This window comes from Paractinoplanes rishiriensis, from assembly GCF_016862375.1.
GTDB lineage: Bacteria > Actinomycetota > Actinomycetes > Mycobacteriales > Micromonosporaceae > Actinoplanes > Actinoplanes rishiriensis.
The window spans coordinates 40006-61146 of the sequence record NZ_BOMV01000048.1; the positions used below are offsets into that span (position 1 = coordinate 40006).

Annotated in this window: 20 protein-coding genes and 1 pseudogene; 2 read left to right on the top strand and 19 right to left on the bottom strand. The window is 70.3% G+C overall.

Annotated features, from left to right (window positions below):
- The first annotated feature begins 257 nt into the window (after window positions 1-257).
- Complete coding sequence (locus tag Ari01nite_RS19915; RefSeq protein ID WP_239162862.1) at window positions 258-1454, top strand: arginine deiminase; 1197 nt, start codon at window positions 258-260, stop codon at window positions 1452-1454.
- On the opposite strand, the gene Ari01nite_RS19920 is transcribed toward Ari01nite_RS19915, so the two are convergent.
- From Ari01nite_RS19920 to Ari01nite_RS19970, 11 genes and pseudogenes are all read right to left on the bottom strand, one after another.
- Window positions 1451-2197, bottom strand: coding sequence for a glycoside hydrolase family 16 protein (locus tag Ari01nite_RS19920; protein ID WP_203782775.1), 747 nt, complete (start codon window positions 2195-2197; stop codon window positions 1451-1453). The two genes, Ari01nite_RS19915 and Ari01nite_RS19920, sit on opposite strands and share 4 nt — an antisense overlap.
- Window positions 2198-2200: 3 nt before the next feature.
- Window positions 2201-3079: a DUF5926 family protein gene (locus Ari01nite_RS19925; protein ID WP_203782776.1), complete on the bottom strand. Its 879-nt coding sequence runs from the start codon at window positions 3077-3079 to the stop codon at window positions 2201-2203.
- A gap of 60 nt (window positions 3080-3139) precedes the next feature.
- Window positions 3140-4336 (bottom strand): sensor histidine kinase, encoded by a 1197-nt coding sequence (locus Ari01nite_RS19930; RefSeq protein ID WP_203782777.1) that lies wholly within the window; start codon window positions 4334-4336, stop codon window positions 3140-3142.
- A gap of 84 nt (window positions 4337-4420) precedes the next feature.
- Window positions 4421-5209 carry a glycerophosphodiester phosphodiesterase gene (locus Ari01nite_RS19935; RefSeq protein ID WP_203782778.1) on the bottom strand — a complete coding sequence of 263 codons (789 nt, stop codon included), beginning with the start codon at window positions 5207-5209 and terminating at the stop codon, window positions 4421-4423.
- Window positions 5206-5541 (bottom strand): rhodanese-like domain-containing protein, encoded by a 336-nt coding sequence (locus tag Ari01nite_RS19940; RefSeq protein WP_203782779.1) that lies wholly within the window; start codon window positions 5539-5541, stop codon window positions 5206-5208. The genes Ari01nite_RS19935 and Ari01nite_RS19940 overlap by 4 nt, the downstream gene beginning before the upstream one ends.
- 22 nt (window positions 5542-5563) lie before the next feature.
- On the bottom strand, window positions 5564-6676 hold the full coding sequence (locus tag Ari01nite_RS19945) for an LCP family protein (protein ID WP_203782780.1): 1113 nt from the start codon (window positions 6674-6676) through the stop codon (window positions 5564-5566).
- 108 nt (window positions 6677-6784) lie between these two features.
- Window positions 6785-8464, bottom strand: coding sequence for a monocarboxylic acid transporter (locus Ari01nite_RS19950; RefSeq protein ID WP_203782781.1), 1680 nt, complete (start codon window positions 8462-8464; stop codon window positions 6785-6787).
- The gene (locus tag Ari01nite_RS19955) at window positions 8464-8823 is read right to left on the bottom strand and encodes a DUF485 domain-containing protein (RefSeq protein ID WP_203782782.1); all 360 of its coding nucleotides are present in this window, start codon (window positions 8821-8823) and stop codon (window positions 8464-8466) included. Before Ari01nite_RS19955 ends, Ari01nite_RS19950 begins: the two co-directional genes overlap by 1 nt.
- A gap of 124 nt (window positions 8824-8947) precedes the next feature.
- Window positions 8948-9460: pseudogene (locus tag Ari01nite_RS19960) on the bottom strand (flavin reductase family protein); the annotation flags it as partial.
- Window positions 9461-9471: 11 nt separating this feature from the next.
- The gene (locus Ari01nite_RS19965; RefSeq protein WP_203782784.1) at window positions 9472-10209 is read right to left on the bottom strand and encodes a GntR family transcriptional regulator; all 738 of its coding nucleotides are present in this window, start codon (window positions 10207-10209) and stop codon (window positions 9472-9474) included.
- Window positions 10206-10721 (bottom strand): GntR family transcriptional regulator, encoded by a 516-nt coding sequence (locus Ari01nite_RS19970; RefSeq protein ID WP_203782785.1) that lies wholly within the window; start codon window positions 10719-10721, stop codon window positions 10206-10208. The genes Ari01nite_RS19965 and Ari01nite_RS19970 overlap by 4 nt, the downstream gene beginning before the upstream one ends.
- Before the next feature lie 481 nt (window positions 10722-11202).
- On the opposite strand from Ari01nite_RS19970, the gene Ari01nite_RS19975 reads away from it, so the two are divergent.
- Complete coding sequence (locus Ari01nite_RS19975) at window positions 11203-11559, top strand: VOC family protein (protein ID WP_203782786.1); 357 nt, start codon at window positions 11203-11205, stop codon at window positions 11557-11559.
- A 698-nt stretch (window positions 11560-12257) separates the two neighbouring features.
- Here the strand turns inward: Ari01nite_RS19975 and Ari01nite_RS19980 are convergent.
- The 8 genes from Ari01nite_RS19980 to Ari01nite_RS20015 all read right to left on the bottom strand — a co-directional run bounded on the left by Ari01nite_RS19980 (window position 12258) and on the right by Ari01nite_RS20015 (window position 21083).
- On the bottom strand, window positions 12258-13868 hold the full coding sequence (locus tag Ari01nite_RS19980; RefSeq protein WP_203782787.1) for an ABC transporter permease: 1611 nt from the start codon (window positions 13866-13868) through the stop codon (window positions 12258-12260).
- On the bottom strand, window positions 13859-14638 hold the full coding sequence (locus Ari01nite_RS19985) for an ABC transporter ATP-binding protein (protein WP_203782788.1): 780 nt from the start codon (window positions 14636-14638) through the stop codon (window positions 13859-13861). Before Ari01nite_RS19985 ends, Ari01nite_RS19980 begins: the two co-directional genes overlap by 10 nt.
- A 67-nt stretch (window positions 14639-14705) precedes the next feature.
- Complete coding sequence (locus tag Ari01nite_RS19990; RefSeq protein WP_203782789.1) at window positions 14706-15338, bottom strand: SCO2207 family protein; 633 nt, start codon at window positions 15336-15338, stop codon at window positions 14706-14708.
- Between the two features lie 79 nt (window positions 15339-15417).
- Window positions 15418-17043, bottom strand: coding sequence for a sodium/solute symporter (locus Ari01nite_RS19995; protein ID WP_203782790.1), 1626 nt, complete (start codon window positions 17041-17043; stop codon window positions 15418-15420).
- A complete protein-coding gene (locus tag Ari01nite_RS20000; RefSeq protein WP_203782791.1) occupies window positions 17040-17465 on the bottom strand; it encodes a DUF485 domain-containing protein in 426 nt (141 codons plus the stop codon). The genes Ari01nite_RS19995 and Ari01nite_RS20000 overlap by 4 nt, the downstream gene beginning before the upstream one ends.
- A gap of 30 nt (window positions 17466-17495) precedes the next feature.
- Window positions 17496-18947: a DUF4153 domain-containing protein gene (locus Ari01nite_RS20005; protein WP_239162863.1), complete on the bottom strand. Its 1452-nt coding sequence runs from the start codon at window positions 18945-18947 to the stop codon at window positions 17496-17498.
- Window positions 18948-19386: 439 nt separating this feature from the next.
- Entirely contained in the window at window positions 19387-20340 is a 954-nt protein-coding gene (locus Ari01nite_RS20010) for a HAMP domain-containing sensor histidine kinase (RefSeq protein ID WP_203782882.1), read from the bottom strand.
- Window positions 20341-20393: 53 nt separating this feature from the next.
- Window positions 20394-21083 carry a response regulator transcription factor gene (locus Ari01nite_RS20015; protein ID WP_203782793.1) on the bottom strand — a complete coding sequence of 230 codons (690 nt, stop codon included), beginning with the start codon at window positions 21081-21083 and terminating at the stop codon, window positions 20394-20396.
- Window positions 21084-21141 lie beyond the last annotated feature (58 nt).

Consider the following 21141-nt stretch of genomic DNA (forward strand, 5'->3'; position numbering starts at 1 on the left):
AAGGTCCTTCGGGCTCTCTTTTCACTACCGTAAGTGCTCGACCCCATACGGAAGCAAGTCACCGGGTGGGAAAGAAAGGGGAATGAGTGGGGATGAATGCCGCATTCACGCACAACTACTTCTTGCGGATGGTGCATGTCGGCTTCGATCTCCCCGGTTTCGGCAGCTTCAAGACAAAGTTAGCCTCACCTTCGCTGCCGTGCACCGATGTCCCATGATCTAGTCAGAACGTCATCGTTTGAATGCGAGGAGTACCGGTGGAGCACTACGTCGACAGCGAAGTGAGCCCGCTGCGTACGGTCCTGCTCCACCGTCCCGGCGCCGAGCTGGCCCGGCTGACCCCACGCAACAACGACTCGCTGCTGTTCGACGGCATCCCGTGGGTGGGCCGGGCGCAGGAGGAACACGACGGGTTCGCCGCGGCCCTCACCGAGCGCGGCGTCGAGGTGCTCTACCTCAGCGACCTGCTGGCCGAGACGCTCGCCGTGCCGGCGGCCCGCGCCGAACTGGTCGCGGGCGTGCTCGACGACCGCCGGCTGGGTGACACCCTGCGCGACGCGGTCGGCCGCTACCTGGCCGACCAGGACCCGGACCGGCTCGCCGAGGTGCTGACCGCCGGCCTGGCCCACGAGGAGCTCAAGCCCGGCGCCCGCGGTCTGGTCTACGAGCTGATGGACCCCCGGGATTTCGTGATCGACCCGCTGCCCAACCTGCTGTTCACCCGGGACTCGTCGGTCTGGGTGCGGGACCGGGTCGCGGTCACCAGCCTGGCCATGCCGGCCCGGCGGCGGGAGACCACGCTGACCCGGGCGATCTACCGGCACCATCCGCGCTTCGTGAGCCGGGAGTTGCTCTACGACCCGAGCCTCGAGCACGTCGAGGGCGGCGACGTGCTGGTGCTGGCGCCGCGGGTGCTGGCCATCGGGGTCGGCGAGCGCACCACCCCGGCCGGCGCCGAGCGGCTGGCCCGGCGGGTGTTCGCGGCCGGCCTGGCGCACACCATCCTGGCGGTGCCGATCGCGCAGGAGCGGGCCACCATGCACCTGGACACGGTCTGCACCATGGTCGACGTCGACGCCGTGGTGATGTATCCGAACCTGGCCGACACCCTGCGGGCGTTCCCGGTCATGGCCGATGCCGACGGCGAGCCGCGGGCCCGGGCGCCGCGCCCGTTCCTGGAGGCCGCCGCCGAGGCGATGGGCATCGAGCGGCTGCGCACCATCGAGACCGGCCTCGACCCGGTCACCGCCGAGCGCGAGCAGTGGGACGACGGCAACAACACCCTGGCGATCGCGCCCCGCCTGTGCGTCGCGTACGAGCGCAACGTCGAGACGAACGCCCAGCTCGAGCGATCGGGCATCGAGGTGGTCCCGATCCGGGGCTCGGAACTGGGTAGCGGCCGCGGCGGCCCGCGCTGCATGAGCTGCCCGATCCGGCGCGACCCGCTGGCCTAGCCGTAGGGGCGCACCGTCAGGTCCGAGACGACGAGCGAGGGGATCGGCACCGGGCCGTCGACGAGGTCCGCCTTGTCCGGGAAGTCGAAGACCGCGATCTCCAGCTGGACCGGGTAATCGGGAGCCTGGCCGACCCGTTTAACCGCGTCGCCGTCGACCGAGAAAACCAGCGAACCGGGCCGCCAGTCCACCGCGTACGTGTGAAACTCCGCGACGTCGATCGGCAGATCGACCACCGACCAGTCCTCGGTGAGGTGCGGATCGCGGAACCGGTGCAACCCCATCCCGACGCCATGCGGGGCGGTGCCGAAGATCTCCATGACGCAGATCTCGGCGGACCGCTCGGGCCGGTCCTCGATGCCGGAAAGCCAGAACGCGACCATCGAGCGCGGGCTGATCACGCCGCGTGCCCGGATCGCGATGTGGCCGTAGGTCGGCGTGCAGCCCCAGAACTCGCCCTGCTCCTCGCGCACCTGCTGGCCGGCCAGGAACGGCTGGCCGCCGACCGTGCTGCCGACCGGGCCGGAGAAGTTCGCGCTCTGGATGCCGGACACCCGCAGCGGCGACTCGTGGATGCCCTCGGCCCACAGCGGCTGGCCGGGCGGGATGCTCAGGACGAGTTCGCCGCCGCCGACCCGGTACGACGCCGCGGACGCCGCCCGGGAACTCCAGTGCGGGAGGTACCAGGGGACCCACACGGAGCGGTCCAGCTCGGCCGCCTCGAACCGCTCCGTGAGTTCCATCGATTAACGCAGGGTGAGCTGCCGGCCGATGAGGCCCTGCTTGGCGCGCCGGGCGTCGGCGTCCAGCGGGCCGGACTCGGACAGGACCTCGGCGTACCGCTTGGCGAAGTCGGCCAGCGGAGCCTCCCAGTCGGCGGCCTCCGGTTCGCCCGGGATGTCCCATACCGGCACCAGCAGGCCATGCGCCCGGAACATGCCCGCGAACTTGGTGTTCTCGCCGAGCAGCAGGTCACCCGACGCGGAGAGCCGGGCCAGCGCGTCCAGCGCCTGGTCCTCACCCTCGGGCAGCACCCAGCGCACATGGCCCTTCTCCGGCGCCACCCGGCACCAGTACGCGGCCCGGGCCGCTGCCAGCCGCACGGTCGGGTAGATCGAGGCGTTCGCGCGCTCCAGCGAGGCCTTCACGTTCGGGTCCTCGGCCTGCTCGGCGTCCAGCCAGTACTCGAAGCCCTCGTGCATGGTGACCTCGAGCGGGCCGTCGACCAGGATGTCCTGCAGGCGCGGGCCCTCGCCGGGCAGGGCCGGCACCGACACGGTGTCGCCTGGCTCGGTGCGCAGCGCGGCCAGGATCGCCACCGTGAGGTCGCGGGACACGTCGCCGGACTGGACGTGCCGCTGCAGGCCGATGAAGACCCGGCCGTCCGAGCGGGTCATCGCCGGCCACGCCATCGGCAGCACGGTCGAGAGGGTGACCGGGCGGTCGCCGTACTCCTCGACGACCTCGGGCTTGAGGGTCAGCGGCGCCGAGGCGGCCGGGACCAGCTCGCGCAGCGCGATCCACTCGGGCTCGTCGGCGAGGCCCTCGAACGGCCGGGCCACGAAGATGTCGCGCACCTTCTCGCGTTTCGGTGCGGTTTGGCGTTGGTTGCGACGCTTGCTCACGGCGAGACAGCCTAGGCGGTGAACGTTCGCGTGTCGCGTCCGGCTCGCTCAGGAGAAGCCTCAGGCGCGTGGCAGCCGGACCTCGGCCGTGGTGCCGCCGCCAGCCCGGGGGCGCAGTGACACCCAGCCGTTCTGCCGTTCGACCAGCCGGCGCACCAGGTAGAGGCCGAGGCCGGCGCCCGGGTGCCGGCGGCGGTCGGCGGACCCGGCCTGCCAGTACCGCTCGAACGCGTGCTCGACGTGCTCGGGCTGGATGCCGATGCCCCGGTCGGTGACCCGGAACCGCAGCGTGTCACCGTCGAGCGCGGCGCACAGTTCGATCGGGGTGTCCGGCGGAGAGTACTTTTCGGCGTTCGTCACCAGCTCGGTGACGATGGTGGCGATCGAGTCGCGTTCGCCGTACGCCTTGGGCAGCTCGGCCGGCACGTCGTGCAGCACGATCCGGCGCCGCAGGTCGGCGGGCAGCTCGTCGACGGCGCTGCGCAGCGTCTCGGGCAGGTCGAACGGACCGGCCGGCCCGCCGCCGATCTCGCCGTCCTCGCTGGTGGCCGAGAGCAGCCGGTCGAGCAGCCGGGCCAGCTCACCGGCCCGCGCGCCGATCACCCGGACCGCCTCCTGGCGGCCCTCGTCGCCGAGCGAGTCCCAGTGGTTCTTGAGGGTGTCCGCGTATCCCTTGATGACGGTGACCGGGGTGCGCAGCTCATGGCTGGTCACCGCCACCCACAGGTCGCGATTTTCCTGGCGGCGGGCCTGGTCGGCGTCGCCGGCCACGGGCAGGTCGGGCTGCACCGCATAGAGCCGGCCCAGGTGGGTGGCGAGCAGTTCGAGCACGGCGTGGTGCTCGGTGCCCGGCTCCTCGTCGTCCTCGCCGAAGTACACGTGCAGCGACCCCACGATGGTGTCGCCCACCTCGCACCGGGCGCCCAGCATGCGGTGCAGGTCGCCGCCCTCGATCTGCCGGGCGAACTCGTCGTTCAGCGAGTTGAGCGGGACCAGCAGGGTGCGGCCGCCGCGGAGCCGGGAGTCGGCCCGGTCGACCCGGCGGCCGATCGCGCCGGCGCAGGCACCGGTGGCCGCGATGATCCGGCCGTGGCCGGGCAGGTATTCGACGAAGCCGGCGCCGCGCCCGCCCAGCACGTCCTGAGCGAGCCGGACCATTCGCTGCACCACTGGCAGGCCCGTCTCGCCGGCGTTGATCCGGTCGAGGACCGCGATCTGACCCCGGGTCAGCGCGGCGTAGTCGGGTCGCTCCGGCATGTCTGCGAGTGTGCCTCGCTTCCTCGATTTTGGGCAGATGGGTCGCCACGGATCTTGGGGGGATTCACCGTACCGTGTCGGACCTCACATCTCGGCCAGCCGCTCGAGCACGAATCGGGGCCGGTCGGTGATCACCCCGTCCACCTGGTGTTCCAGCACGATGTCGAGGTCGTCCGGCTCGTTGACGGTCCAGACGTACGCCTGATGGCCGGCCGCCTTGATCGCCGGCACCAGCCCGGGACGTGCCTTCACCAGGCCGACGCCCGGCCCGGCGATCCGCGCGCCGAACGGCAGCCGGCCCCGGCCGACCCCGGGTGGCAGGATCTCGAGCAGGTAGACGGTCGGGATGGCCGGCGCCAGGGCACGTACCCGCCGCAGTGCCAGTGCCGCGAACGACATCACGGTGACGGACACCGGTGCGTCCGGCCGGCCCTCGGTGAGGCCGTGCCGCCGTAACAGTCCGACCAGCCGGCGCTCGACCTCCGCGCCGTACCGTGATGGGTGTTTGGTCTCGATGAGTAACCGGACCGGCCGGCCGCACCCCCGCAGCGCCTCCAGCAGCCGGTCCAGGGTGAGCAGCCGGCTCAGGTGGGGCAGTTCCTCGTCGGCCGGATAGCCGGGGTGCCACGAGCCGAAGTTCAGTGCGTCCAGTTCGGCCAGGGTCTTGTTGCTGACCAGGCCGCGGCCGTTGCTGGTGCGGTTGAGCCGGCGGTCGTGCACGCACACCAGATGGCCGTCGCGGGTGAGCCGGACGTCGCATTCGAGCCCGTCCGCACCCTCCTCGATGGCGCGCAGGTAGGCCCCGAGGGTGTGCTCGGGAAGCGCGTCGGCTCCGCCGCGGTGGGCGAAGACCAGGGGCCGGTAGTCGCTCACAGCACCTGGGCCGGCTGGCCGTTCTCGCTGACCACGTCGCGGCCGACGGCCTGCCAGGACTGCATGCCGCCGTCCAGGTTGTGCACGTTGTCCCAGCCGTTGCCCATCAGGTAGGCCACGACCTGGCCGGAGCGGCCGCCGGAGCGGCACACCACCACGACCTCCCGGTCGGTCGGCACCTCGGACATCCGGGCCGGGATCTCCATCATCGGCAGGTGGTGCGCGCCGGGGGCGTGACCGGCCGCCCACTCGTCGGGCTCGCGCACGTCGATCAGGTAGGCGTCGGTGGCCACCTCGTCGGCGGTCACGCTGGGCACTTGGGGTCCGAACACGGCACTCAGACTAAGGGGTGCGCTACTTCTTCGGGTTCGCCGACATCCATTCGGTCATCTTGTCCTGTGCCACGGCCTGGTAGAGGCCCAGTGCCTTCTCCCGGTCGGACACCACCACGGACTGGCCGGAGATGGTCTGACTGCCCTTGTTGGGGCTGGTGATGAAGGTGAGATTTTCGCCCCGGACGTTGCGGAATTCGACTGCCATATCGGTGAGCGAGAAGGTCTCGTCCACGGTCACGGCCGCGGTGACCGCCTTGAGGAAGTCGTTGAGCTTGCCGGGGTTGCCGATCGTGCCGCTGCTCGCCGCCTTGTCCATCAGGGCCTTGAGGAACTCCTGCTGGTGCTGCATGCGGGCGAAGTCGCCGCGGGGGAACTGGTAGCGCTGGCGCACCCAGTCGAGGGCCTGCTCGCCGTTCATGTGCATCATGCCCTTGGTGAACTTGCGGTAGGGCTTGTGGATCGAGGTGATCGACTGGTCCACCTTGAGGTCGACGCCGCCGAGCGCGTCGGTGACCTCCTTGAAGCCACCGAAGTCGATCGCCATGACGTGATCGACCTTGACGTCGGTGAGGCACTCGACGGTGTGCACGGCCCGCGGCAGCCCGCCGAAGGCGAACGACGCATTGATCTTGGCGCGGCTGCCGTCGCTGCAGGCGGCGCTGTTGCTCTTGGGAACGACCACCCACAGGTCCCGCGGGATCGAGATGAGCTGCGCGGACTTATGGTCGGCCGGCACGTGCATCAGGATCAGCGTGTCGGCGCGCCAGGCGCCGGCCTCGTCGGCCTTGGCATCCGGGTCCCGGGAGTCGCTGCCGACCAGCAGGATGTTCATCGCGCCCTCGACCGGCTTGACCGGCCGGTCGCCGGTGAGGCCGGCGAACGCGTTGGTCCGCTTCAGGTCGTCGTCGAGGTTACTGGCGTAGCCGTACAGCGAGATGCCGGCGATGACCGCGATGATCAGCACGGCGAGTCCGGCCAGCAGGGCGATCCGGCCCCAGCGCGGGCGGGGCTTGCTGCGGTAGGGCTTACCCGGCCCCTGCGGGGGTGACCAGTCCTCGCGCCGGTTCGCGCCGGGTGACGGGACGGAGGCTCGTCCGGAGGAACGTCCGTGCGGGGAGGTGGTCGCAGACATGCAACCAAGGTTACGTACGACTTCCCCTGCCGCCGGGGCTCCGACACCCGTTCGGCACAAACAGGGGAGAGTATCCCGGGGGGCCACGGCGGGCCCCCCGGGGGTGGATCAGTGCGCGCCGTGCCCGGTCAGCGACCGGACCTCGAGCTCCGCGTACTTGTCCACGTCCTCCTCCTTCGAGAGCTTCGTGCCGATCCAGCCGAACAGGAAGCCCAGCGGGATCGAGATGATGCCCGGGTTGGAGAGCGGGAAGAAGTGCCAGTCCTGGTCCGGGAACATGGCCGTGGCCGAGCCCGAGACGACCGGCGAGAAGAACACCAGGAAGACCGCCGAGCCGAGGCCGCCGTAGATGGCCCAGACCGCGCCGGAGGTGTTGAACTTCCTCCAGAACAGGCTGTACAGGATGGCCGGCAGGTTGCCCGAGGCGGCCACCGCGAACGCCAGCGCCACCAGGAACGCCACGTTCAGGCTCTGCGCGAAGATCGACAACGCGATCGCGACCGCGCCGATCACCAGGGCGGAGATCCGGGCGACCCTGACCTCGTCCCGCTCGGACGCCTGGCCGCGCCGGATGACATTGGCGTAGAAGTCGTGCGCCACGCTCGACGACGACGCCAGCGTCAGGCCGGCCACCACGGCGAGGATCGTGGCGAACGCGACCGCCGCGATGACCGCCAGCATGATCGCGCCGCCGGTCTCGCCACCGAGGTAGTCGATGCCGAGCGCCTGGGCCAGCTGGGGTGCCGCGGTGTTGCCCGCCTTGTCCTGCGCGGTGATGTTCGCGCCGCCCACCAGGGCCGCCGCGCCGAAGCCCAGGGCCAGGGTGAACAGGTAGAACGTGCCGATGATGCCGATCGCCCAGAGCACGCTCTTGCGCGCGATCCGGCTGGTCGGCACGGTGTAGAACCGGGTCAGGATGTGCGGCAGACCCGCCGTGCCGAGCACCAGCGCGATGCCGAGCGAGAGCAGGTCCATCTTGCTGTAGAAGGTCTTGGCGGCGTCGCCGGCCGTCTCCACGCCGTAGCGCAGACCCGGTTCGAGGAACGCGGACCCCTTGCCGGACTGTTCGGCGGCGTCCCCGAGCAGGTTCGACAGGTTGAACTTGTAGTGCGCGAACACCAGCAGCGTCATGATCAGGGCGCCGCCCATCAGCATGAACGCCTTGACGATCTGGACGTATGTGGTGCCCTTCATGCCGCCGACCGTCACGTAGATGATCATCAGGGCGCCGACCAGGATGATGGTGGCGACCTTGGCGGTGTCGGCGTCCATGCCCAGGAACGTGGTGCCGGGCTTGATGCCGAGCAGCAGCGAGACCAGCGCGCCGGCGCCGACCATCTGGGCGATCAGATAGAAGATCGACACCACGATGGTGGAGACGCTGGCGGCGGTACGCACCGGCCGCTGGCGCATCCGGAAGGCCAGCACGTCGGCCATCGTGTACCGGCCCGAGTTGCGCAGGAACTCTGCCACCAGCAGCAGTGCCACCAGCCACGCCACCAGGAAGCCGATGGAGTAGAGGAAGCCGTCGTAGCCGTACAGCGCGATCAGGCCGGCGATGCCCAGGAAGGAGGCCGCCGACATGTAGTCGCCGCCGATCGCCATGCCGTTCTGGAAGCCGGAGAACTGCCGGCCACCGGCGTAGAAGTCGGTGGCGGTCTTGGTCTGCCGGCTGGCCCAGACCGTGATGCCCAGGGTGACCGCTACGAAGACCAGGAACAGCGTGATGGTCAGCCCGCGGGACGTGGAGGTCGAGGCCTCGGCGGCGAGGTTGAAGTGGCTCTGCATCACTCGGCGCTCCCGGACTCGGCGTCACCGTCACGGTCGAATTTCGCCACGATGGCGTCCGCCTGCGGGTCGATCTTGCGGGCGGCAAAGCGCGAGTAGTACCACGCGATGAGGAAGGTCGAGACGAACTGCAACAGCCCGAAGATCAGGGCGATGTTGACGTTGCCGACGACCTTGATGCTCATGAAATCGCGGGCGTATGCGGAAAGAAGGACGTAGAGCAGGTACCAGAGGAAGAACGCGACCGTCATCGGGAAGATGAAGTTGCGCAGTTGGCGGCGGAGCCGCTGGAAATCCTCGGATTGCTGTACGGCCCGGTATTTCTCCGTGGAGGACGAGGAAGGTACTTCTGTCGTCACCGGGTTTTCACCACCTTCGTGGAGGCTGACTTTCCCGGAACGTACGAAGGTCTGTGACCACTTGCAGGATGGCGGTCAACCCCTGCGCCGAGTGGCCGTCCACCTGCGCCGAGTGGGTCGGCCGTCAGCCGCTCAGCTCGCCGTATCGACCCCGGTAGTGGATCAGCGGAGGCACCGGCGGTCCCGGCTCGACCACCTCGATCACGGCCTCGACCAGCAGCGCCCAGCCGCACGGCCGGGACGATTCCAGCCGGCAGCCGGCCCAGGTGCCGGCCGTCGACGGCACCGGACCGTACTCGGAACCCTGCCACTCGCCGGCGGCGAACAGACCACCCGGCGCCGGCAGCAACCCGGCGAACCGGTCGGCCAACTGCTGGTCGGCGGGCCCGAGCGGGGCCACCGCGAACCGCCCGGCGCGCTCGGCCGCATCCCAGAAGTCGCTCTCCTCGTCGATCAGCCCGAGCACCCGGCCCGGCTCGCCGTCCGCCACCAGCATCGACGAGACGGTCAGCCCGGCCGGCCCGGGCGCGGTCCACAGCGTGACCGGCGCGGCGAGGCGCCCGCGCAGCCGGCGGACCGGGGACCTCTGGTGGTCGGGGGTGGCGAAGGGGTCGGTTGCGTGGATCCGGCCGCCGGGCACGTCAGCTGTCACGGTCGTTCATTCTCGTCGGTCAGCGGCACCTCGTAGCGGATCTCGAACCGCTGACCCGACTTGATCATCACGGTCGCCTCCACCGCGCGCTCCTCGGAGTAGGCCACCCGGAACTGCCGCAGCACCGGGACGTCGCCCGGCAGCGCCAGCGCGACGAACTCGGCCACCGTCGCCGGGCGTACCGAGACGTGGTCGACGGCGTGCTGCACCGGGTGGCCGAGCGCGGCCAGGACCGCGGGGGAGCCACCGGGCAGCAGGTGCGGCTCGGCCAGCCGGGTGCCGCGGGCCAGGTCGGTGGGGTAGTAGTTCCAGACGAGTTCGGCGGGTTCGTCGTCCTCGTCGTCGGCGAGGGCGAGCTGGTAGCGGACCAGGACCGGGTCGTTCGGCGCGATCGCGAAAGCATCTGCCACCTGCGCGGGTGCCGGCGTCTCGCCGACCTCGAGCAGGCGGGTGGTGCGGGTCCGGACCGGCGGCTGGTGCGCCGCCCGGATCGTCGCCGGTCGCCGCCCGGTGACCAGGACGGACTTGCCGCGGTGGCCCTCGACCAGACCTTCCGCCTTGAGCAGGGCCACCGCGCGGGTCACCGTCATGTTGTTCACGCCGTAGCGTTCGCGCAGCTCGGCGGTGCTGGGCAGGCGCTGGCCGGGGGCGAGGTCGCCGGAGAGGATGAGGGCGCGCAGGTCGCCGGCGAGCTGCCGTTGCCGGGAGCGCAGGCCGTCGTCGGGCACGGTCACCGGCTCACCCGCATCCGGTAGGCGAGGGGCTTGGTGCGGCTGGCGATCATGCGGTTGACCGCGTACTCGACGGCCCTTCCCGCCGCGTCGAAGCTGATCCGGCTGAGTACCAGCAGCGGCTCGTCGCTGGCGATCTCCAGCAGGTCCATCTCGGATTTATCCGGTAAACGGGCCGTGACCGTTTCGGCAATCTCGGCCGCCGCGTGTCCCAGTTCGGCCAGCGCCGCCACTGCCCCGCCCTTGATCTTCCCCGGCGACGCGAGCGGCGAGCCGACGGCCACCTCCGCCGGATAGAAGGAGTCGGCGATCTCCACCGGCACGCCGTCGAGCAGCATGAGCCGGCTGCGGCACACCACCTGCCCGTCATCCGGAGTGCTCAGCGCCGCCCGTACCCCCTCATGGGGTGAAATGACGGAAACGTCGAGAAGTCGCTGAGTGCCCCGCCGCCCTGCTGCCGCAGCCTCGGCCGACCACGCATCGCCCGACCCGGCGACGACGTAGGGGTTGCTCATGACCCTCCGTTCCGGTGCGCTCCGATCATTGTGGACCGTCACCTTACGGCTATAAGCCATTACACAATTTGTGTAACGTAATCCCGTCCGTAGTCGCGCACGTACCCGACGATGTGGGGAGGCACGCGGATGACTGAGGCGTTGCCGCAGCCTGGCGACGTTCTCCTCGTAGGCGGCGCGGCCAGCGTCCAGTTCCAGGGCGACCGAGCGCTGACCTTCCGCGTGATCCGGGTAGACCCCCGCCTGACTTATACCGGTTGGATATGGATAGACGGTTATGTCCTGGGCCCCAATGGCGACGCATTAGAACGCAGAGTAATTTTCGTCCGGAGAGACGGCTTGATTAAAAAGCGATAAAACCTTTGAAGGTACGCGATATCGGCTGCAACAACCGCATCTGCCGCGAACCGTGGCGCACGGCCGGCCAGCTGCAACACCGGGCCGTTCCCCCCTTCCGGCCCGGCCTGTTGGGAGGCCCGCGTTGCTGAAGAAGATCGACTGCGTCCTGGTGCGAGTGGACGACCTGACCGCGGGCGCCGCTTTCTACGCCGATGCCTTGGGCTTGCGGGTGTTGTGGCGAGACGAGACGTCGCTGGGCATGGGCCTACCCGAAACGGACGCCGAGGTGGTCCTGCACACCATGGACCTGCCGCCCGAGTGGTCCGTCCACTACCTGGTGGACGACGTCCGCGCCACAGTCCAATCCTGGCTCGAGGCCGGCCGCCCGATTTCCCGCCCTCCGTTCGAAATCCCGGTGGGTTGGTGCGCCGCCCTGACCGACCCTTTCCACAACCCCATCTGCATCCTCGACCTGACCAAGGGCCCCCGCCCCGCCTAGATCCCCAGCTCCCGTAGCGGTGCTGCCCCGGTCGGTTTGGTCGAGCGCGGCCCGATGCCCATGACCTTGGTCGGTGTCGCGAGCAACGTCGACCCGATTGCTCCCAGATCTTGCAGGTTCGCAGTCACGCCGGCGCGGAGTCGTGCGGGCCGTCGACCGGCGGCGGCCCCTACCGCGGCGGCCCCTTGCAGTCGATCTTGTGGGGTTGCGGTCTTGCCCGGTACCGAGTTCTTCAAGGTCGTGGATGACGGTGGCCCGTTGCGTCGATCTGTCGTCGTGTCGGGGTAGTCGTGTCGGGTGCTGAATTCGCCAAGGTCCACGATCGGCGCGTCGATCGCTCGTCTCACCAGGCCGTGCCGTCCAGATTCGCATGCCTTCGGAGCTGCGCGGCGAATCGCGCGCCGCGCAGTCGGGTTGGCTGGGTTTGCGTGTTGCGGTCCGGCGTGCGCCTCGGGTTCGCGCCCAGGGTGCCCACCTTCTGCGCGCCCAGGGTGCGCGGTCCTCGCAAAGTAAGCGCACAGCAGCGTTATTCCGCCTATTTCGTATTTGTCACCGAATACGGAGCCCAGGATCGAGCTCGAGCCTCATAGCTCAAACCCTAATGGCCGCCGCGGGATCCGTGCTTCCAGGGCCGGCAGCGATCTTGGAAGCGGCTCGCAGCGTGCAGCCTGGCATCGCTCGGGCGGCGTAAGTATCTGTCAGCGGTTGGGGGTGATGGCGGCCAGCAGTTCCGGGGTTCGTTTGTCCAGGACGTCGCCGGCTACTGAGGAGCCGATCAAGTAGGCGGCTGCGCCGTAGGCGATGCCGGCGGGCAGACCTATCCACAGCCACACGTCGCCTAGCGCCCACGCCACTATCTGCAGCGGGGCCGTGGCGATGATGGCGCCGAACAGGACGCCGAAAGCCAGCAGACCCTTGGCGGGGCCGCCGCCCGAGGACAGGGCGAACGGATTGGTCGAGTCGGGCAGGGCGTACGCGGCCCGGACCGAGACCGGTAGGACCAGGCCGATCCCCACGCCGTAGGCGGCCACCAGCAGGCCGAACGTGCTGGGGATGCGGGCCGGGAAGGCGGCCAGGGCACCGACTACCACGGCTACCAGGGCCAGGACCGGGAGCACGTATACCGCGTGGGCGGTGGCTCGGGACTGGACCTCTACGCGGCCGGGGACGCCGGCCACGACGTTTGCCGCGTAGGCGCTGCCGTCGAAGCCGAACTGGTTGGCCAGCGCCACCGCGGCCAGCGCGCCGACGAACATGGTCATGGCGCCGGGGGTGCCGCCGCTCAGGGTCAGCGACACGGGCAGGAACAGGCCGGCCATCGAGAACGTGATCAGGGCGGCTCGGCGTCTCGTCTCGCGCCACCAGTAGCGGATCTCGCGGGCCACCAGGGCGCCGAAGCGGGTGCGCGGCCACGCCCGGAACAGCAGCAGGTCGACCGGGGTGCGGTCGGGAGACGTCTGGCGGCGGGCGCCCTCGGCCGCGGTGCCCAGCATCGCGTTTTCCAGGGTGGTATGCCACCAGCGCAGGAGCACCACGAGGGTGCCGAGGACGATCAAAAGCTTCAGGGGTACGGCCCACGCCCGGCCCGCGGCCACGTCGGTGCCCAGGGAGTACGGGGCACCCAGCGGGGTCCAGCCGATCACGTCGGCCAGGGCGGCCACGGTGTCCCAGTCGGCTCGCTGGGCGCCGGCCAGGGCGGCCAACTGGAGCGGGCCGATCAGTGCGGCGAAGACGGCCAGCAGGATGCCGGCCATGTCGCGGGAGCGGCGGGACCGGAGCGCGGTGGCAAAAGCGCTGGTCACCGCTCGGCTGATGGCCACGCAGAGGAACAGGCCGACGATGATGCCGGCCAACTGGGCGCCGGCCGCGGCGAGGCCGCCCAGCCGGGACGCCGTGTCGACCATGCCGGCCGTGGCGGCCAGAGTGGACAGCGCGGGCAGGCCGGCCAGGGCGGCCGCGAACAGGCCGACGACCAGGGTGCGGCGGCGCAGCGGGAGCAGGGCGAAGCGGGCCGGGTCAAGCGATTCGTCGACGCCGAAGAAGATCAGCGGGAGGAACAGCCAGCCGAGCATCAGGGACGCGCCGCCCAGCGTGGAGAGCATGGCAGCGGCGCGCGGGCTGTCCAGGACGCCGGGGATGGCGAACGTGGCGTAGCCGCCGATCGCGAAGACGCCGGCCATGATGACGCCGAGGATGAACAGGACGATCCGGACCGGACGGCCGCGCAGGCCGTTGACGGTGAGGCGCAGCTTGAGCCGGACGAACGGCCAGACCCGGACCGGGGGCGGTGCCGTCGTGGTCACAGCCACGCCAGCTCGGAACCGGTGGCCACCCGGCCGCCGACCACCTGGACGAACACTTCCTCCAGCGACCGGTCGCCGCGCACCTTGTCGAGCGGGCCGTGCATCCGCAGCACGCCGTCCGACATGATCGCCACGTGGTCGCAGAGCCGCTCGACGACCTCCATCACGTGACTGGAGAAGACCACGGTGCCGCCGCCGCTCACGAACCGCTGGAGGATGTCGCGGATCAGGGCGGCCGAGACCGGGTCGACGGCCTCGAACGGTTCGTCCAGCACCAGCAGGCGCGGAGCGTGCAGCAGGGCGCAGGCCAGGCCGATCTTCTTTTTCATGCCGGCCGAGTAGTCGACCACGAGCGTGCGGTTGCCGGAGCCGAGTTCGAGCACGTCGAGCAACTCGTGGGCGCGCTGGTCGACGACGTCGGAGTCCATCCCGCGGAGCAACCCGTGGTAGGCCAGCAGCTCGGGACCGGTGAGCCGGTCGAAGTGGCGGACCCCGTCGGGCAGTACGCCGAGCCGCGCCTTGGCGGCCGCCGGGTCGGCCCAGACGTCGTGGCCGAGGAGGATCGCCTCGCCGGCGTCGGGTCGCAGCAGGCCGACTGCCATCGAGAGGGTGGTGGTCTTGCCGGCACCGTTCGGACCCAGCAGCCCGTAGAAGGAGCCGGCGGGCACCTCGAGGCTCACGTCGGCGACGGCGAGCTTGGTATCGAAATGCTTGACCAGGCGGCGCAGCGACATGGCCGCGACCTGCTCACCTGCGCGTTGGGCCGGCACCGTCATGTGCAGACCGTAGCGGGCGGGGGATGGCCCGGACCACCCCATTCACCGGGTGATCCGGGCGGCTCGCCTAACTCACCCGCTCGATCACCGCGCGCCGGATGAGGAACTTGCCCGGTTCGCGAACCTCCTCGAAGGCGGCGTTGTTGAGCAGCACGCAACTGCCGGACGGCGTCGCCACCCGTACGGTAATGCTCTTGTTGTTGTCCAGGTTTGTGACCTTGAGGACCGTGCCGATCGGGAAGGTGCCGCTGGCGGCCGCGGGAGCACCGGCCTCGCCGGAGAGCGTTACGGTCGAACCCTGACAAACCACGTCCCCGGAGCCGGCAGCCGGGGGAGCTTGGGCCGGGGGAGCTTGGGCCGGGGGAGCTTGGGCCGGGGGAGCTTCCGGGGCCGGGGCTTCGGCTCCCGGAACCGACACGTCCGCCCGGCACCCCGCCGCCGCCCGCCTCTGGTTGATCAGATCGACCACGGCCTGCCGATTAGCGATCCGGGCCTCGGCCAGCGCGTCCGGATCGGCCCGCTGCCCGGCGATGAACTGCAGATTCTGCCGCAGCGCCTGATCGAGCCCCGCGCAGTTCTCGCCCGCGCTGCTGATCCCCGTGCTGACCGCCCACGCCCCGCCGGCCAGCGCCACCGCGACCCCACCGATGATCATCTTGCGGGTTCGGCCGGTGCTCCGGTTCCGCCGGTATCGGTTCATGACGCCCACTCCTTCGCTCGGTTGCCGTTGACTACGACGGCGTCCCGAACCCGGGATGGGGGTCTTACCTTAAACATCCTTAAATGCGGAGCGACTCCGGAGCGTGCAGCCGGAGCATGGTCGCGCCCACGTCGTGCGGCACCCGCCGGCTGGTCAGCAGTGACCCGACGATCATCACTAGGAAGGCGAGCGGCACGGTCCACGCGGCCGGCTGCGCGATGAAGTCGGCCATCCACCCGTCCAGCGGCGCCCCCAACACGGTGACCAGGACCGCCACCATCGAGGCCCCGCCGCCGATCAGGATGCCGGCCGCCGCGCCCCAGTCGGTCAGCCCGCGCCACCAGATGCCGAGCACCAGCAGGGGACAGAAACTTGAGGCCGCGACCGCAAACGCCAAGCCGACGACCCGAGAAACGTCCATATTAGAGACATAAAGCGACAAGAGTACGGGTACGCCTGCCGCCAGCACCGTGGCCAGCCGGAAGTCCCGCACCGAGCCGCTCCGGTGGTCGGCGTGCAGCACGTCGGTGAACACCACCCCGGCCACGCTGGTGAGCAGCCCCGACGACGTGGACAGGAAGGCCGCCAGCGCACCCGCCGTGACCAGGGCGCCGAGCAGCCGGCCGAGATGTCCGCCGCCGAGCGCCGCCTCGGGCAGCATGAGAACCACGGCGTCGGTGCGCCCGGTCATCAGCAACTGCGGCGTATAGATTCGCCCCAGCACACCGTACAAAGTAGGAAATAAATAGAAAAGTCCAACGAGAGCCAACACGACCAGCGTGGTGCGCCGAGCCGATGCCCCGTCGGGATTGGTGTAAAAGCGCACCAGCACATGCGGCAACCCCATGGTGCCCAGGAACGTCGCCAGGATCAGTGAATAGGTGGCGAACAGGCTGAAGTCTCCCCCGGGCAGCAGCCAGTCGGCCCCGAACTGGGCGTCAACCGTGCTCACCACCGGCACCGGATCGCCGGCCTCGAACCGCAACTCCTGCCCCGGCTGCACGGTGACCCCGCCGACCACCGCCTCCTTCTCGATCACCACCGTGGTGGCGGCCGGGAACACCGCACCCGCCGGCGGGTTCACGGCCGGCCGACCGTCGTGCTGCCACTGCAGGGCCAGGAAGATCACCGGAACGGCCAGCGCGGTCAGCTTCAGCCAGTACTGGAAGGCCTGCACGAATGTGATCGCGCGCATCCCGCCGAGCGCCACGTTCGCGGTCACCACCACGCCGACCAGCAACGCGCCCCAGACGTACGAGCCACCACTGACCGTGGTGAAGGTGAGCCCGGCGCCCTGGAGTTGCGGCAGGAGGTAGAGCCAGCCGATGAAGACGACGAAGATGCTGGCCAGCTGCCGCAGCCGGCGCGAACGCAGGCGCAGCTGGCAGAAGTCGGGCAGGGTGAACGCGCCCGATCGCCGCAGCGGTGCCGCCACGAACAGCAACAGCGCCAGGTAGCCGGCCGCGAACCCGACTGGATACCAGAGCACGTCCACGCCGTACCGCAAAATGAGGCCGGCCACCCCCAGAAAGGAGGCGGCCGACAGGTATTCGCCGCTGATCGCGGCGGCGTTCCAGGACGGGCTCACCGAGCGTGAGGCAACCAGAAAATCCGAGGTGGTACGCGCGAAGCGCAGGCCGTAGGCGCCGATGCCGACGGTCACCAGGATGACCAGGATCAGGCCCGGGACGAGGTACGGGTTCACTGCTCGGGCCTGCGGATCACGGCGATGAAGTCCTGCTCGTTGCGTTCGGCCCAGCGCACGTACGCCCAACCCACGCCGACCAGGAACGGAAACGACAGCACGCCGAGCAGTACCCAGGGCAGGTTCATCCCGAGCACCTTGACCGACCCGACCGCGGGTGCCGCCGCGAACAGCAGCGGCAACGCGCCCAGACTGGTCACCACCACCAGGGCGAGGCGCAGGGCGAGCGCGAGCTGGGCGCGGACCAGACCTTTGACCAGCGCCTCACCCAGCGGGGTCTGTTCCGCGAGGTCCGCGCGGGTGCTGTCGGTGGGACGGCGCCGGGCCGCGACCTCACCGAGCACCACCCGGGTACGCGGGGGCGGTTCCTCGCCGGTCAACCCCGGTTCCTCACCGGTCAACCCCGGAGTCTCGCCGCTCATCACCGGAGTCTCGCCGCCGCGCGCCGGATGTCAAGAGCACCGCCAGTTCGGCGTGTAAAGATCGTTGGCGATGATCGTGCGGGCCCGGTCCCGGCCGAGGTTCCAGCCGCGCCAGTCGTCCGGATATTCGTCGAGCCGCAGGCCGACCCGGGTGTAGAGGCAGTCGCGCCGCTCCGGGTCCAGCGCGTCGAAGGCCGGCACCGCGTCCGGCGACAGGTTGCCGAGGTAGATCAGGTCGACCGCGCGGTCCTGCCGGATGTTGTGCTCGGCAATCATCCGGTCCGGGTTGGCGGCGGACAATCCGAGCAGGGCCAGCACGCCGGCCGCGATAGCCACCCGCGGCAGCCAGGGCGCCCGCAGCTGGATGCCCGCACCGAGCACGAGCAGCAATACCAGGCCGAACCAGCCCTCGCACAGCGCCACCAGGAGACGCAGCCGGGTCAGCCCGTACGTGTCGGCGTACAGATCCATTCTTTGCAGTGCCGAGCCGACGATCACCAGGGTCAGTGCGGCCAGCGCGCCGAGCAGCACCCGGATCAGCACCCGGTCGGCCGGCCGGTCGCGCGGCGCCCATCGAGCCGCACCGGCCAGCACCACGAGCGTGAGCCCGGTCGCGAAGGAGAGCTGCCAGAACCCGCCGCGCGCATAGTCCGCGTAGGTGAGCCCGTCGGTCTCCAGCACATGCCGGTTCCCGCCGAACAAAACGGTCAACTGCACAGTCACAAAAGCCGCGAAGAGCAAAACCAAAAGGCTCAGCGGTACGGCCCATTCGTAGCGGTTGACCCGGCGCCCCGCCGCAGCGTCCAAACCCGACAGGTCGGGCGGAGCGGCCCGGAGGAACGCGGCCCCACCCAGCGCCAGGACTGTCACCGTGCCGACGAACACCCACCGAACCGCGGTCCCGACGTTGACGTCCGGCACAATCCGCGACAGCGCATCCGCAAACGCCGCATCCGCCGAGGCGAACAGCCCGCCGAACACCGTGAGCAACGCCACCGACGTCGCGATGGTGGCCACCACCCGAACATTCGCCACCGACCCGGCCCGCCCTCGAACCCGCTGTGCCCCGCGCGACAGCCAGGGCATGGCCCGGAATGCAGCAAGTGGCGGCATCGTGTACCCGGCCGCGATGCCGCGCAGCGACCGCCCACCCGCCAGCGCGAGCGAGGCGGTGAGGGTAGCGGTGAGCAGGCAGAGCACAAACAGCCATTCCGCCGCCCGAACGGTCCCCACCCCGAGCAGCACCACAGTGGCAGCGGCCCACCCGAACCGGTCCGCGCTGCCCCCGGCAGCTCCCCGAACCACGAGTGGTGCCGGAACGCCGGCCGCGGTCCCGGTGTCGAGGGCCTTGGCAACGACCAGCGCAACGGTCCCCGCAACGGCGGTGACCAGCCACCCCACACCGGCCCGGTCCAACGGCAGGCTGACCGCCGCTACGGCCGCGGCCACTCCGATCGCCACCAGGGTGACCCGGCCGGGCACGCGCGTGGCACCGGGCCAGCGTTTCCCCCACAGCGCGGTAGACGGCCAGGGCCCATGCAGCGGCGGCAGAGGCGAGGCCTGCGCCCCCACCGCCCCGACCGGCCGCACTGGCGACGTCACCACCGCCGTACCCACCCCACCGACCCGATCCGCAGCCGTCACGTTGGTGGCCGAGGCGGCCGATTTCGCCGCAGCACCGTCCCCCCAGCCCGCCACTCCCGCCGACGCGGCGGACATCCGCGGTCCCGGAACCCCCACCGCTCCACCCGCAGTGCCCGCGCTGGCCATATCCGACTTATCCGGCGCTGGCTGGGCCGAGGGCGGGGGAGAGGGTTGGTGTGACTGCGGGTCATTCGGCACTTCGGACACTTCGGCCTCCGTTTGTGGGCAGGTCTGAGCGGCCCGGGTGGGGGGAACCGGGCGGAAACGGGAAATAGGGTCAGGTGGTCTGGAGCGGTAGGGCTACCTGGATGTGGCAGCCGCCGCGGTCGCGGTCCGGGTCGACCACCGCGATGGTGCCTCGGTGCAGCTGGACCACCCAGCGCGCGATGGCCAGCCCCAAGCCGGTGCCGCCGCTGTCGGGGCGTTCGCCGCGGTTGAAGCGTTCGAAGACCCGGTCGCGTTCGGCCGCCGGAATGCCCTCGCCCTCGTCGGCGACCGCGACCACCAGGTGGTCGTCGCGGCGTTCGGCGCGGACCAGGACCGTGCCGCCCGGCGGGCTGTGCCGGGCCGCGTTGTCGAGCAGGTTGGCGAAGACCTGGTGCAGCCGCTCGCGGTCGCCGCGCAGCACCACGGCCGCCGCGGAGATCTCGAACTGCACGTCCCGTCCCGACCCGGCCGCATTGACCTGCGCTTCCCGGACCACCCCGTCCAGGAAATCAGGGACATTGATGGGCGTACGGGTGAGCGGCACCACCCCGGCATCCAGGCGGGACAGGTCGAGCAGCTCGGTGACCAGGCGGCCGAGCCGTTCGGTCTGGGTCAGCGCCGTCTGCATCGTTTCGGGTTCGGCGTGGGCCACCCCGTCGACGATGTTCTCCAGCAGACCCTGGAGCGCCGTGATCGGCGTACGCAACTCATGCGAGACATTGGCAATCAGCTCGCGCCGCTGCCGATCCGCGGCCGCGAGGTCGGCGGCCATCTGGTTGAACGCCTCGGCGAGCTGGCCCACCTCGTCGCGGGAGGTGGCGCGCACCCGGCGGGTGTAGTCGCCCTGCGCCATGGACCGGGCCGCGGTGGTCATCTCGCGCAGCGGGGAGGTCAGGCCGTGCGCCAGGAACTGGAGCGTGACGAGCGCGACGACGATGGCGGTGACCGAGGTCCAGAACGGGAACCAGCCCAGCCACAGCGAGAACCAGGTCATGCCGGCCGCACCGGCCCCGATCAGGATCATGCCGATCTTGATCTTGATGGACCGGACCGGGTCGAGGGGCCGGGGCAGGCGGATCACTTCTCCACCTCCAGTGCGTAGCCGACGCCATGCACCGTACGAATCAGATCGGAACCCAGCTTGCGCCGGAGTCCCTTGATGTGGCTATCCACCGTGCGGGTACCCGACGCGTCGGCCCATCCCCACACGTCGGCCAGCAGCCTCTCGCGCGGCAGCACCGTGCGCGGATGCGCCGCCAGATGCACCAGCAGGTCGAACTCGGTCGGTGTCAGGTGCGCCTCCACGCCGGCGCGCAGTACCCGGCGTTCGGCCTGATTGATCTCCAGGTCCCCGAACCGCAAGGTGGGCGGCCCCGCCGGCACCGGCGTGCTCTTGGCCGCGCGGCGCAGCAGCGCGTGCACCCGGGCCGCCAGTTCCCGCATCGAGAACGGCTTGACCATGTAGTCGTCCGCACCCACCGCGAGCCCCACCAACAGATCTGTCTCGTCGTCGCGCGCGGTCAGCATGAGGATCGGCACCGGCCGCTCCGCCTGGATCCGCCGGCACACCTCGAGCCCGTCGAACCCCGGCAGCATCACGTCGAGCACCATGGCGTCCGGCGGGTTGCTCCGGGCCGCCGCCACCGCCGCCGGCCCGTCCGCCGCCACCTGCACGGCAAACCCTTCGGCCCGCAGCCGCGCCGCCACCGCATCCGCAATGGTCCGCTCGTCCTCAACCACGAGAACCCGCCGCTGCGCTGCCTCCACCCGACACCTCCCCGCCGCATCTAACCGAGCGCCCGCAAGTCGCCGATGCGCCCCCGTG